The sequence below is a fragment of the Saccharopolyspora hirsuta genome (assembly GCF_008630535.1).
Lineage (GTDB): Bacteria > Actinomycetota > Actinomycetes > Mycobacteriales > Pseudonocardiaceae > Saccharopolyspora > Saccharopolyspora hirsuta.
In genome coordinates this window covers 36,196-49,399 of the sequence record NZ_VWPH01000006.1, presented here as the reverse complement: position 1 = coordinate 49,399, position 13,204 = coordinate 36,196, and the positions used below count along the sequence as shown (strand labels likewise).

The following is a 13,204-nucleotide window of genomic DNA, read 5'->3' as shown; positions in this document are numbered from 1 at the left end:
CCGGATCGTGGTTCGGATTCGATGCGGGGTTCGCAGAAGCTGTCACGTCCCCCAGTCTGACAGGCGCAGCTCGGTGACCTGCCGCACCCCGACTACCGGCCGCGGGCGCGCAGCGCCAGCACCACCTGCCGGATCGCGTCGAGCAGCAGCAACCCGGCGAGCGTCGAGGCGGCCACCGCGGACGCCAACCAGCTCCCGACCGACCGGGTGACCACGTCGATCGCGCCGTGCGGGCCGGGCAGGTAGATGGTCACGGTGCCGTGCTGCCACGCCCACCAGCCGACCGCCACCAGCACCACGGCCACGACCAGCTCGATCCCGGCCACGGCGGCCCGCCACGGCTGGTTCAACCGGCCCTGCCGCTCGGCGCGTTCCAGGGTCTCGGCGCTGAACTTCGGCCCGTCCGCAGGCCACGGTTCCGGAGTGGTCACGCTCAGAAGCGTCTCATGACCCACCGCACGCGCACCGCCTGCCCGCCCCCGGCGATCCGGTGACATCGCAGTTTCAATTGAAACTGCGACTCCCACCCACGACGGATCACAGTTTCAACTGAAACTGCGGTCCCCCGGCGCGTCGGGCACCCGACATGCCGGAGCGTGTGGACGGGTCGTCCGGGCGGTGCCGGACTTCCACGATTTCAATGGAAATCAGACCTCCGATTTCCATTGAAATCGCATCCTGCCCGTGGACCGCAGCTGCGAAGGGCGAACTGCACCGATCGGCGAGGGGCGCATGCGCCGCAGGCGCATAACCCACCCTCGCAACTCGCACCGCCGCGGGTTCACGGTGCCCACCCCTCCGGGGTTCCTTCCGGCGAGGACGGCCCTGACGCCGTGTATCGGGTCATACAGCCGTGTATCGGGTCATACATCAGTCAGGGCACCCACAGCCAGGCGGGCGCTGAGGTTCCGCCACCCGCACCGCCACGCAGAACGAGGCTGGAAAACCTCAGTGAAATCGTGTCCGGTCACTTCTCCACGAGCTTCGCCAGGGCCGCCGACAGGGCCTCGGGGTTCTTCGCCCAGGCCAGGACGACCTTGTCGTCGTCGATCCGGAGCGGCACCTCGCCGGTGCCCTTCGGGACCGTCCAGCTCCCGCCGAGCACCCGCGCCCCCACCGGGGCGCCCACGTCCGTGACCGCCGCGATGCGGCTGACCTCGATCTCCTCGCGCCCGAGCACGAGTCGGTCCGGCGTCAGCCGCACCGAGACCAGCCGACGGCGGCCCTGCACCCAGACCGCCGCCGCGACGGCCAGCAGTCCCCCGGTCAGGGTCCACATCCACGGGCTCAGCGGGCCGGGCGTCAACGCCTCGACACCGAACCCCAGCAGCGCGAACGCCGGTCCCCACAGCACCGGCCACCAGCTGCTACCGCGTTCCGAGTACAGCACCGGTTCGCTCATCGCTCACCCGTCAGCCATTCCGTGCAAGGTGCCCGCCACAACAACACCGCAGCCGTTCCGCCCAGGACTAGCAGGACGGTGTGCACGCTGAACACCGCCCCCGACCCCAGCACGAGCACCAGGTGCAGCAGGGCGAACGCGGTCACCCCGATCCGCCCCCACGAGCGCCGCTTGAACAGCGCCACGCCGAACCCCAGGTAGGCCGCCGCGAGCGCAACCGCGATCCCGGTGTTGGCCAGGATCAGCTGCTGCGCCCGGGCCGCCGCGTCCGCCGGTGCCAGCTGCTGCTGCACGGCGAGCTGCTGCACGAGCTCGGCGCGGCCGGACCACATCAGCCCGGCCTGCAGCAGCAGGAGGATCGCCACCGTCCACCACAGGACGACGGCGTAGCGCAGCGGTCGTGGCATCAGTAGGCGCGCCGCGCCGCGTTGAAGTACCAGTTCGACGGCTTCACGAAGACCAGCGCGATGAACCCGCCCATGGACAGCAGGCCGAGCCCGGCCTGGACGTAGGTCAGCACGTAGTACGACGTGGGCATTGCGATCTCCGGCATGTCACCGGTGAAGGTCGTGGTGCTGCCGCCCTGGATCAGGTTGAAGATCGAGTTGAGCAGCCAGATCGAGGCGAAGACGGTGAGCGTGACCCGCGCCCAGTTCCGACCGGCCCGCATCTTGAAGCCGAACAGGATCCACAGCCCGGTCAGGATCAGGAAGATCACCGTGAAGAAGATGAAGGTGAACAGCATGACCCCGTTGACGAACGCGGACATCCCGTCCTGGAACTCGCTCGGCAGCTCCGGATCGGAGGTCACGCCCGCCAGCGTGTCGTTCAGGTAGCCCTGCAGGGTCATGAAGCTGACCACGGACAGGACCGTCACCAGCAGCGGCACCGCGATCGCGATCCAGAAGGCGATCTCCACGGTGATCGGCGGCGGGATCTGGGCCATCTCCTGCGCGGGCACCGGCGGCGCCGCGTAGGGGTTCTGCTGCGGGTACCCGCCCTGCGGGTACTGCTGGGGGAAGCCGCCGGACGGCGTACCCCCCTGGGGGTACTGCGGGTACCCGCCCTGCTGCCAAGGATTTTGCGGTGAAGTCACCGGCAAACAGTATGAACCCGACTCATGTGCTGTCCACTTGGTTGGGCAAACTCACCGCCCGGCCATCGCCCTGAAGTACGCGTTCGCCGACGGGGTGGCCACCAAGATCAGGAAGACGATCGGGACGACCAGCGACAACAGCAGATCACCGATGCCGAGGAGGAGGATCGGGTTGAGGGTGATGCTCCCGAAATCATGCGCGAAGCTCAGCACGAAGGTCGTGGCGGAGTAGAGGGTGTGCAGCAGCCACGCGATGGCGAGCACCACGAGCACGATCCGCGCCGACCTGCGCCCCTTCCGCAATCCGCCGGACAGCACCAACCAGAGCACCCCGCACACCGCGGCACCGAGGGTCAGCACACCGTTGACCAGGATCCAGAGCGTCGGACCGAACCCGGCGTCGAGGATCTGCACCGTCGAGATCGCGTACCCGATGACGCCCAGCAGCGCGATGAGCGGCGGGCACACCGCGGCCAGCCAGCGCGCGAAGACGACCGAGCCGGGCGGCGTCGGGCGCGCGACGGCGTACTGGGGCGGAGGGCCGGGAAACGGCTGCTGCGGCGGGAACTGCTGCCAGGGGTTCTGCGGCGATGTCACGGGGGGACAGTAGAGGCGAGATCATCCTCGGTCCACCGGTTCGGCCGAACTCACCGCTGCCGCGCGTGCTGGAAGTACTGGTTCGACGGCGCGAGGTAGGCGAGCACGAGCGTCGCGGCGACGGCCAGCACCTGCACCAGCGCCAGCAGCGCCGTGCCCACCCCGCCGACCGTCGTACCGGCCAGCGACGGCATGGTCAGCAGGATCCACGCCGCGCCCACCACGGTGATCACGACCCGCGCCCAGTTCCGGCCGTTGCGCAGGAAGACCAGGAACATGATCCACAGCGCCGCGATGACCACCACGACCGCGGCGACCAGCACCATCACCCCGGAGTAGACGGCGCGGGCCTGCTCCGGCGTGAGCTGCTGGCCCTGCGCCGCGGCCTCCTCCACCACCACTTGCAGCTCGGCGTCCGAGACCGCCAGGAAGGAGGTGGCGAGGATGGCGAACCCCACCACGACGCTGGCGACACCGGCCCAGAAGGCCCCGTCGATCGTGCCCGGCCGAGCAGGCCGGGCCGCGGAGTCGGGCTCCTGCGACGTCACATGCCCAGGTTAGGAACCCCCGGGTCCGGCCACAATTCAGCGCAGCGGGCGGCCGAGGCGCAGGCGCGCCCCGGCCTCCCGGATGTACCGGTTGGCGTCCGGCCGGAACATGAACACGATCGCGGTGACTTCGACGGCCGTCACGACCAGCGAGAACAGCACCTCGACCCAGCTGATGGCGACCCCGGTGAGCTGGTGGACCATCGCGGTGCCGACCACTCCGACGGTCAGCACCGTGATCAGCGCGTTGAACGCGCCGAACCCGCCGAACACGGTGAGCACGACCCGCGACCAGTTCCGCCCCTCCAGCATCCGCTTGGTGAGCACCACGTACACCATCAGGATCAGCGCCTTCAGCAGGAAGGCGAACATGATCGAGCTGTTGGCCGCGGCGTCGAGCTCCTGCTGGCCCAGGTCCGGGTTCAGCTGCCGCAGCTTGGTGATCAGCCCGGACCGGTCGGCGAGCTGGATGAAGGACTGCACGACGCCGATCAGCACCGACCCGATCCACAGCCACCGCGCCACCAGCAGCGACTGCGGCACCTGCGGCTCGGGTTCCGGCGTCGGCCGGCCGAACGCGTCGACCCGCTGCCCCGGTTCGGTCATGCGCGAGCGCCCCGCAGCCACTGCGCGGCCTCGGCGGCCCAGTAGGTGAGGACGATGTCCGCGCCCGCCCGCCGGATGGAGGTCAGCGACTCCAGCACGGTCCGCTGCCGGTCCAGCCACCCGTTGGCGGCGGCGGCCTCGATCATCGAGTACTCGCCGGACACCTGGTAGGCGGCCACCGGCACGTCGGCCACGCCCGCGATGTCGCGCAGCACGTCGAGGTAGGACATGGCGGGCTTGACCATCACCATGTCGGCGCCCTCGGCCAGGTCCAGGTCGGCCTCCCGCAGCGCCTCGCGGCCGTTGGCCGGGTCCTGCTGGTAGGTGTTGCGGTCGCCCTGCAGCTGCGAGTCGACCGCGTCCCGGAACGGCCCGAAGAAGGCGGAGGCGTACTTCGCCGAGTAGGCCAGGATCGAGGTGTCGCCGAAGCCGGTCGCGTCCAGCGAGTCGCGGATCACGCCGACCTGGCCGTCCATCATCCCGCTGGGCCCGACCACGTGCGCCCCGGACTGCGCCTGCACCACGGCCATCTCGCCGTAGATCTGCAGCGTCCGGTCGTTGTCGACGGTCCCGTCCTCGTCCAGCACGCCGCAGTGCCCGTGGTCGGTGAACTCGTCCAGGCACAGGTCGGCCATCAGCACGGTGTCGTCGCCGAGCTCGGCGTGCAGGTCGCGCAGCGCGACGTTGAGGATGCCGTCCGGATCGATCGCCCCGGACCCCGTCGCGTCCCGCTCAGCGGGCACGCCGAAGAGCATCAACCCGCCGACCCCGGCGCTGACCGCGTCGACGGCGGCCTTCCGCAGCGAGTCGCGGGTGTGCTGCACGACACCCGGCATCGAGGGGATCGGCGCGGGCTCGTCGAGGCCCTCCCGCACGAACATCGGCAGCACCAGCTGCCGAGGTTCCACGGAGGTCTCGGAAACCAGTCGACGCAGTGCCGGATTCCGGCGAAGCCGACGCGGACGGTGCGAGGGATACATCCAGCAGCTCCCCAAGCAGCTCGACGGGGGTGACACCCCGAGCGTAGCCACCCCGACGAACCGGACGCCGGAGGGTCACCGCCCACCCCGGATCCCACCGGAGGTGCTCGTCCGCGCTGGTGCTGCATCTGACGCACCAAATCCGAGTGAAGTCCCCCGGAAACGCCCGAAGGGCGCCTTCCGACCGGGGTCGGGAGGCGCCCTTCGGGCGTTGCGTCAGCTGCGGCGGGCTCGCTTGGCCTTGCGCGGGGGCGGGAGGGCACCTTCCGCGCGGAGGCGGGCCGCGTGCTCGGCGAGGGCGTCCACCAGGTCCTCGACGCGGGGGACCTCCGGCTGGACGTCGACTCGGAGGCCGAACTCCTTGGCCGTTTCCGCCGTGTTCGGGCCGATGCAGGCCACCAGCGTCCGGGCGTGCGGCTTGCCCGCGATGCCGACCAGGTTGCGGACCGTCGACGACGAGGTGAAGCACACCGCGTCGAAACCGCCCGTCTTGATCATCTCGCGGGTCTCGGCCGGCGGCGGGGCCGCGCGGACCGTGCGGTAGGCCGTCACGTCGTCGACCTCCCAGCCGCGCTCGCGCAGACCGGCCGACAGCGTCTCGGTCGCGATGTCCGCGCGCGGCAGCAGGACCCGGTCCACCGGGTCCAGGACGTCGTCGTGCGGCGGGAAGTCCTGCAGCAGGCCCTCGCTGGACTGGTCACCGGAGGGCAGCAGCTCCGGGATGATCCCGAAGGCGCGCACCCGCTCCGCGGTGGCCTCGCCGACGCAGGCGATCTTCACGCCGGAGAAGGCCCGCGCGTCCAGGCCGAACTCGCCGAACTTCTCCCACACCGCCTTCACGGCGTTGGCCGAGGTGAACACCACCCACTGGTAGCGGCCGTCGACCAGACCCTTGACCGCGCGCTCCATCTGCGCGGGGCTGCGCGGCGGCTCGACGGAGATGGTCGGCACCTCGTGCGAGACGGCGCCGTGCGACCACAGGCGCTCGCTCATCACACCGGCCTGCTCCTTGGTGCGCGGCACCAGGACCTTCCAGCCGTACAGGGCGCGGGACTCCCACCAGGAGAGCTTGCTGCGCTCGGACACGACGTCGCCGATGGTCACCACCAGGTGGCCCTGCAGCTCACCGGCGTCCGCGGCCAGCGAGGCCAGCGTCGTGTCGATGGTGCGCTGCTGCACCGTGGTGCCGGAGGCGGTCACCGCGACCGGCGTGGTCGCGGCCTTGCCGTGCTCGACCAGCCGCGAGGCGGCCTCGGCCAGGTGGCTGCCGGTGGTGTGCAGCACCAGCGCACCGGGCGAGGCGGCCAGCGCCGCCCAGTCCACGTCACCGCGGACGTCCACCTCGGTGTGCGCGGCGCCGAGCGCGACACCGGCGTACGCCGGGACCGCGCTGCCACCTGCGACGCCGGGAACCACGTCGAAGGCGGCACCGGTCTTGGCGACCTCCTGGACCTCGCGGACCACCGCGTCGGCGGTCAGCGGGTCACCGGCGATCAGGCGCACCACACCGCGCCCGGTCGCGGCCTCGTTCGCCAGGTCCTTGGCCACGTCCGCCGGGTCGCCCACGGCGGGGCGCACCTCGGCGCCGTCCGCGGCCAGGCCGACGATGTCGGCGGGTACGTCCGGGTCGGTCACCAGCAGCGCGGCGCGGGTGATCGCGTCCCGGGCCCGAACGGTGAGCAGTCCGGCATCTCCGGGACCGGAGCCCACGAATGCGATCCGTCCGGGGGTCTTGCGTGCTCGGGTCATCAGGGCACTCCCCATCAACTACTGCCCGGGACCGCTGAGCAGTGCGGTCCGGGCTTCGATCAGCTGAGCGGCCAGTTCGCGGCCCAGCTGGTCAGCGGCGGTCGTCTCACCAGTGATGGAGGCGCGGACCAGACGGGAGTCGTCGGCCGCCACCACCCCGCGCAGGGACAGCCGCAGCGCCACGCGCCCGTCCTCGTCGAGGTCCTCCACCACTTCGGCCAGCGCGCCGACCGGCGCGCTACAGCCCGCTTCGAGCGCGTTCAGCATGGCGCGCTCGGCGGCCGCCGCGGCGCGGCTGGCCTGATCGTCCAGAACGGACTGCAGCAGGTGCTCGGTGTCCACGTCGTCGACGCGGCATTCCACTGCGAGCGCGCCCTGGGCGGGCGCGGGCAGCATCTGCAGTGGATCGAGCGTTTCCGTGATCACCTCGAGCCGACCCACGCGGGCCAGCCCGGCGCGGGCGAGGACGACGGCGTCCAGCTCGCCGTCGGTCACCTTGCGCAGGCGGGTGTCCACATTGCCGCGGATGCTGCGCACCTCCAGCCCCAGGCCCAGGGCCCGGAGCTGGCTGGCGCGGCGCGGCGAACCGGTGCCCACTACGGAGCCCGGGGGCAGTTCGCCGAGCGTCAGACCGTCCCGCGCCACCAGCGCGTCCCGCGGGTCCTCCCGGACCGGGACGGCGGCCAGCGACAACCGGGGGTCCGGTTCGGTCGGCAGGTCTTTGAAGGAGTGCACCGCGACGTCCACCTCGCCGTTGGCCAGCGCCTCGCGCAGCGCCGAGGTGAACACGCCCACGCCGATCTCGGCGATCGGCGCCATCGAGAGGTCGCCGGGGGTCTTCACGGTGACCAGCTCGGTCGGGTAACCCGCCTGCTCCAGCTGTTCGGCGACCCACGTGCTCTGCGCCATCGCCAGGGCGCTGCCGCGGGTGCCGATGCGGAGGGTCTTGTTCAACGGTCCTCCCCGTCTTGTGCAGCTCGATCGCGCTTGCGGGCCTGGGCGACGGTGGTCCCGGGCAGGCCGTCCTCGGCCTGCGGGGCACCGAGCACCGCGGTGGTCTGCGGATCGAGTTCGAAGAGCTCTCGGAGCGCGTCGGCGTACCCGGCTCCGCCCGGCACCGACGCCAGTTGCTTGACCCGCACCGTGGGGGCGTGCAGCAGCTTGTCCACCACGCGGCGGACGGTGCGCGCCAGCTCGTCGCGCACGTCGCCGTCGAGCTCGGGCAGGCGCGAGTCGAGCCGCAGCAGCTCGCTGTCCACCACCTCGGCGGCGCGCTTGCGCAGCGCGGTCACGGTCGGGGTCACCTCGGCCGAGCGCTGCGCGGCCAGGTAGCCGCGCAGCTCCTCGGCGACGATCTGGGCGGCGCGCTCGGACTCGTTGCCGCCCTGCCGGTCGGAGAGCCGCTGCTGCAGGCTCTCCAGGTCGACGACGGTGACGCCGGGCAGCTCGGCCACGTCGGCGTCGATGTCGCGGGGCAGCCCGAGGTCGCAGCACAGCAGCGGTCGGCCGTCGCGCTCGGCCAGCGCCGCGGCGACCACGTCCGAGGTGACCACGGCGCCGATCGCACCGGTGCAGGCCACTACCAGGTCGGCGGCGGCGATCGCGCCGGAGAGGTCGCTGAGGTCCGCGGTGCGCGCGTCGACGCCGTCGGCGCGCAGCGATTCGGCCAGCCGCTGCCCGTTGGCGGGGGTGCGGTTGGCGATCACGACCTCGCCGATGCCGACGCGCTTGAGCTGCGCGGCGGCCAGACCGCCCATCGAGCCCGCGCCGACGATCAGCGCGCTGCGCCCGGCCAAGCCGTCCAGCGCCACCTCGGCGTCCGCGAGCGCCTCGGAGACCACCGACGCGCCTTCAGCGTCGATGCCGGTCTCGCTGTGCACACGCTTGCCGACGCGCAGCGCCTGCTGGGCCAGCTCGTGCAGCGTCTTGCCGACGGTGCCGTTCTCGTCCGCGGTGCCGTAGGCCTGCCGCAGCTGGCCGAGGATCTGCGCCTCGCCGACGACCATCGAGTCCAGCCCGGCGGCCACCGAGAACAGGTGCTCGACGGCGGCGCCCGCGTAGTAGACGTAGAGGTGGTCGGCCAGCTCGCGGAAGTCCGCACCGGCGTGCCGGGTCAGCACCGAGCTGACGTCGTCCAGGCCGCCGTGGAAGGTCTCCGCGATCGCGTACACCTCGACCCGGTTGCAGGTCGAGATCACGAACGCCTCGCACACGTGGTCCTGCTGCAGCAGTTCGTCGAGCACCTTGCGGACTTCGTCGCCGCTGATCGAGACCCGCTCCAGCACCCGGACCGGGGCGCTGCGGTGGGAAATCCCGACGGTGAGCAGGTTCACAGCCGTTCCACCATCCTGTTCGCCGATTCGACCTCGCCTGGCACCTGTTCGCCGGTACCCGGCGGCCCCAGGTCCGCACCGTCCACATCGGACTGCGCTGCGGCTTCCTGCTGGCGCCGGGCCACGTGGAAGGACAAGATCTGCATCTCCACCGCCAGGTCGACCTTGCGCACCTCGACGTCCTCGGGGACCTGCAGCACGACGGGCGCGAAGTTCAGGATGCACGTAACGCCCCCGGCGACCAAACGGTCGCAGACCTCCTGGGCGCCCTGCGCGGGCGTGGCGATCACGCCGATGGTGACCTCGCGGTCGGTGCACACCTCGACGATGTCGTCGATGTGGCTGACCGGGATGCCGCCGACCGGCACGCCGACCAGGTCGGGGTCCAGGTCGAACAGCGCCGACACCGGGAAGCCGCGGCTCGGGAAGCCGCCGTAGTTGGCCAGCGCGTGGCCGAGGTTGCCGATCCCGACCACCGCGACGCTGTGCTTGCGGGTCAGGCCGAGGGTGCGCTCGATCTGGCCGATCAGCACCGACACCTCGTAGCCGACCCCGCGGGTGCCGTAGGAGCCGATGTAGGACAGGTCCTTGCGGAGCTTCGCGGAGTTCACGCCCGCCGCGGCGGCCAGCTCGTCGCTGGAGACCGTGGTGACGTCCTGGTCGGCCAGGCCGGAGAGGGCCCGCAGGTAGACCGCCAGGCGGGCGACGGCGGCTTCCGGGATCGCGCGGGCCCGCTCGCGGGCCGCGGGCACCTCGACCGACTGCTTGGACTCGATCCGGGAATCGGCCTCGGCCTGCCCGTCTCCGTCCTGCACGTCCGCTCCGTGGGCCGTCACGCTGGATCTCCCTCGCCCTGCTGCTCGCTCACCTGTCCACCCGCGCTCCGCCGCGGGTGGCTGCCGTGGTCGTCGACTTCCCGACTTCATCCGCAGGCGGGGAGCACCGACGCCGGCCGGTCTGCTCCTCGGCGGCGTCGTCCCGGCGCCGCGGACGGCACCTGGTCCGCTGATCCGCGCCGAGAATTCCGGCGGCCCGACCCCTACACCGTAACCACTTGTGAACGCATGCACAAAGTCGCCGCGGTCGCAGTGGCCAGGAGGCGCAAACCTTCCCCGCCATCATTGCCGATAGCCCCCCGACGTGCCAAAACGCGTGGTCTGGGGCACGTGACGGGCGTCGCGCGGGGCCGGATCGCGGTCAGCCGGCCAGCGCGCGGCGGAAGCGGTCCTCCTCGACCCGCCAGAAGCCGTGCTCGGCTCCATCGATCAAGATCACCGGGACCCGGTCGCCGTACTCGGCCCGCAGCTCCGGGTCGGCGTCGACGTCCGCCGCGGACCACGCGACGTCGAGCTCAGCGCAGATCCGCCGCACGTCGGAGATCGCGTCCTCGCACGCGTGGCAGCCCTCGCGGGTCATCACGGTCACTTGGTGCATACCGCCGCTCCAGGGAGAAATTCGGGCCGGTTCCCAGCGCTCCACGGTACCGAGCCGCCGGTCGCGGACCGCGCCCGGAATCCCGCTGGTCAAGTGTCCAAAATCACCTCCCGGAACGACGTCGGGAAGCCCTCGCGAGCACGGTGCGTGACGACACGATCACCGCGTTGCACTACCTACTTCTGAGTAACAACACGTATGCTGCTGCTCCAGCGCCACGCCCCCGGTGCACCTGGAGTCCCGAACGAGCGCCCCGACACCGCCACGAACGACTGCTCGCTCCGCGACCGGAGGCGGGTGTCCGAAGGACACCGCGACATGACGCCGGACCTGGTGCGTCCCGTCGAGCACCAGGACCGGTCCGCCAACGACGGCAGGAGGTCGCAAGAGATGAGCAGCCCGAACACGCTCGCACCCCCCGCCCCGGAAGTCGCCCACCGCCGCGTCGAACCGGTCGCCCCGAGGTCGGGGAGCTGGGCCTACGTCAGCGCCGCGCAGCAGGGCGACAACGACGCCTTCGGGCACCTCTACGACGAGTACGCCCAGACCGTCTACCGCTACGTGCTGTTCCGGGTCAGCGACCACTGCCTGGCCGAGGACATCACCAGCGAGACCTTCCTGCGCGCCCTGCGCCGGATCGCCTCCATCAGCTACCAGGGCCGCGACGTGGCGGCCTGGTTCATCACCATCGCCAAGAACCTGATCCTGGACCACATCAAGTCCAGCCGGTACCGGCTGGAAATCCCAACCGCCGACTGGACCGACAACCTCCCGACGCACCGCGCGTCCTTCGGCCCCGAGCAGCACGTGCTCACCGAGGCCACCCACCACGAGCTGCTGCGCTGCGTCCGCCAGCTCAACCCCGACCAGCGCGAGTGCATCCGGCTCCGGTTCCTGCAGGGCCTGTCGGTGACCGAGACCGCGGCCGCGATGCAGCGCAACGAAGGAGCCGTCAAAGCCCTGCAGCACCGGGCGATCCGCCGTCTGGCGCAGCTGCTGCCGGACGATCTCCGCTGAGGCGTTGCCGCGCCCGCCGGAGGTGCGCAAAGGTGGTTGCCGGGAGGCTCTAAGCTAGGAGTCTGCTGAGCCGGATGGCCCAGGGTCGGCAAGACCAGGAACTTCACACTCCGGAGGACCCCCAGGGAGGCGCGGCGGTGCCGACACGTCAGGGCTCGGCCGATGGCGCGGAGCAGCGCGGCCTGACCACGCAGGTCGACAGCGCGAAGGTGGCCGGTCGCGCCTCGGCGGAAGCGGCCGTGGCCGCGGCCCCCGGCCCGGACGGCTCGCTGGCCACCCCGCCCGACCTCACCGCGGCGGCGTTCTTCGACGTGGACAACACGATGATGATGGGCGCCTCGCTGTTCCACTTCGCCCGCGGACTGGCCGCCCGCAAGTTCCTCACCGCCACCGACCTGGCCGGGTTCGCCTGGCAGCAGCTGAAGTTCCGGGTCGGCGGCCGGGAGAACCACCAGGACATGCAGGCCAGCCGCGAGCAGGCGCTGTCCTTCGTGGCCGGGCGCAAGGTCTCCGAGCTGGTGGAGCTCAGCGAGGAGATCTACGACGAGCTGATGGCCGACCGGATCTGGGCGGGCACCCGGGCGCTGGCGCAGATGCACCTGGACGCCGGGCAGCGGGTCTGGCTGGTGACCGCGACGCCGGTCGAGCTGGCGCAGATCATCGCGCGCCGCCTCGGCCTGACCGGCGCGCTGGGCACCGTCGCGGAGAGCGCAAACGGCGTCTACACCGGGCGGCTGGTCGGCGAGATGCTGCACGGCCGGGCCAAGGCGCACGCGGTCCGCGCGCTGGCCGCCAGCGAAGGCCTGGACCTGCGCCGCTGCACGGCGTACTCGGACTCGGCCAACGACATCCCGATGCTGTCGGTGGTGGGCACCGCGGTCGCGGTGAACCCGGACCAGCGGCTGCGCGACATCGCCCGCGCCCGCGGCTGGGAGGTCCGCGACTTCCGCACCGGCCGCAAGGCGGCCCGCATCGGCCTGAACTCGATGCTCGGCGCGAGCGCCATCGCCGGTGCCGTCGCCGCGGGCCTCGCCTACCGCCGCCGCGACCGCTCCTGACCGACCCCGGGAGTCCACGATTTCAATGGAAGTCGAAGATCCGATTTCCATGAGCCTTTTTCATCCTGGCCGTGGACCGCAGCCGCGAAGGGCGACCGGCACCGGTCGGCAGGTGCCGCATGCGCCGCAGGCGCATAACCCACCCTCGCAACCGGCACCGCCGCGGGTTCTCAGCGTTCGCCTGGCGAGGACGGCCCAACTGCCGTGTATTGGCATACATCAAGTTGGGCACCCACAGCCAGGCGGGCGCTGAGGTTCCGCCACCCGCACCCCCACTCAGAACGAGGTTGGAAAAACCTCCATGGAAGTTGCGCACCGTCGGCGCGTCGACGTCCGACACGCCGACACCGGTCGGTTCCCCCCGCGATTTCAATGGAAATCGGA

15 protein-coding genes are annotated in these 13,204 nt (G+C 71.3%); 2 read left to right on the top strand and 13 right to left on the bottom strand.

Translation table 11 applies throughout. The annotated features are described in order from the left end of the window. Positions 1–92 precede the first annotated feature (92 nt). From F1721_RS13540 to F1721_RS13480, 13 genes are all read right to left on the bottom strand, one after another. Entirely contained in the window at positions 93–431 is a 339-nt protein-coding gene (locus F1721_RS13540; protein ID WP_150067028.1) for a hypothetical protein, read from the bottom strand. Positions 432–967: 536 nt separating this feature from the next. After that, a complete protein-coding gene (locus F1721_RS13535) occupies positions 968–1,402 on the bottom strand; it encodes a hypothetical protein (RefSeq protein ID WP_150067027.1) in 435 nt (144 codons plus the stop codon). After that, positions 1,399–1,809: a hypothetical protein gene (locus F1721_RS13530; RefSeq protein ID WP_150067026.1), complete on the bottom strand. Its 411-nt coding sequence runs from the start codon at positions 1,807–1,809 to the stop codon at positions 1,399–1,401. The genes F1721_RS13535 and F1721_RS13530 overlap by 4 nt, the downstream gene beginning before the upstream one ends. After that, positions 1,809–2,498, bottom strand: a complete 690-nt coding sequence (locus F1721_RS13525) for a hypothetical protein (RefSeq protein WP_246154820.1) — start codon at positions 2,496–2,498, stop codon at positions 1,809–1,811. Before F1721_RS13525 ends, F1721_RS13530 begins: the two co-directional genes overlap by 1 nt. A gap of 51 nt (positions 2,499–2,549) precedes the next feature. Beyond that, positions 2,550–3,095 (bottom strand): hypothetical protein, encoded by a 546-nt coding sequence (locus tag F1721_RS13520; protein ID WP_150067025.1) that lies wholly within the window; start codon positions 3,093–3,095, stop codon positions 2,550–2,552. Positions 3,096–3,145: 50 nt separating this feature from the next. Then, the gene (locus F1721_RS13515; protein ID WP_150067024.1) at positions 3,146–3,643 is read right to left on the bottom strand and encodes a hypothetical protein; all 498 of its coding nucleotides are present in this window, start codon (positions 3,641–3,643) and stop codon (positions 3,146–3,148) included. 36 nt (positions 3,644–3,679) lie between these two features. Continuing rightward, the gene (locus F1721_RS13510) at positions 3,680–4,249 is read right to left on the bottom strand and encodes a hypothetical protein (RefSeq protein WP_150067023.1); all 570 of its coding nucleotides are present in this window, start codon (positions 4,247–4,249) and stop codon (positions 3,680–3,682) included. Then, complete coding sequence (gene hemB, locus F1721_RS13505; protein ID WP_150067022.1) at positions 4,246–5,229, bottom strand: porphobilinogen synthase; 984 nt, start codon at positions 5,227–5,229, stop codon at positions 4,246–4,248. Before hemB ends, F1721_RS13510 begins: the two co-directional genes overlap by 4 nt. Positions 5,230–5,445: 216 nt before the next feature. After that, a complete protein-coding gene (locus tag F1721_RS13500) occupies positions 5,446–6,978 on the bottom strand; it encodes a bifunctional uroporphyrinogen-III C-methyltransferase/uroporphyrinogen-III synthase (protein ID WP_150067021.1) in 1,533 nt (510 codons plus the stop codon). Positions 6,979–6,996: 18 nt separating this feature from the next. Next, a complete protein-coding gene (gene hemC / locus F1721_RS13495) occupies positions 6,997–7,932 on the bottom strand; it encodes a hydroxymethylbilane synthase (RefSeq protein ID WP_150067020.1) in 936 nt (311 codons plus the stop codon). After that, positions 7,929–9,311: a glutamyl-tRNA reductase gene (locus F1721_RS13490; protein WP_150067019.1), complete on the bottom strand. Its 1,383-nt coding sequence runs from the start codon at positions 9,309–9,311 to the stop codon at positions 7,929–7,931. Before F1721_RS13490 ends, hemC begins: the two co-directional genes overlap by 4 nt. Further along, entirely contained in the window at positions 9,308–10,147 is an 840-nt protein-coding gene (locus F1721_RS13485) for a redox-sensing transcriptional repressor Rex (protein WP_150067018.1), read from the bottom strand. Before F1721_RS13485 ends, F1721_RS13490 begins: the two co-directional genes overlap by 4 nt. 361 nt (positions 10,148–10,508) lie before the next feature. After that, complete coding sequence (locus tag F1721_RS13480) at positions 10,509–10,745, bottom strand: glutaredoxin family protein (RefSeq protein ID WP_150067017.1); 237 nt, start codon at positions 10,743–10,745, stop codon at positions 10,509–10,511. 390 nt (positions 10,746–11,135) lie between these two features. On the opposite strand from F1721_RS13480, the gene F1721_RS13475 reads away from it, so the two are divergent. Together F1721_RS13475 and F1721_RS13470 are read left to right on the top strand one after the other, a co-directional pair. After that, positions 11,136–11,762, top strand: a complete 627-nt coding sequence (locus tag F1721_RS13475; RefSeq protein ID WP_150067400.1) for a sigma-70 family RNA polymerase sigma factor — start codon at positions 11,136–11,138, stop codon at positions 11,760–11,762. Positions 11,763–11,944: 182 nt separating this feature from the next. Further along, positions 11,945–12,820: an HAD family hydrolase gene (locus F1721_RS13470; RefSeq protein WP_425474405.1), complete on the top strand. Its 876-nt coding sequence runs from the start codon at positions 11,945–11,947 to the stop codon at positions 12,818–12,820. Positions 12,821–13,204 lie beyond the last annotated feature (384 nt).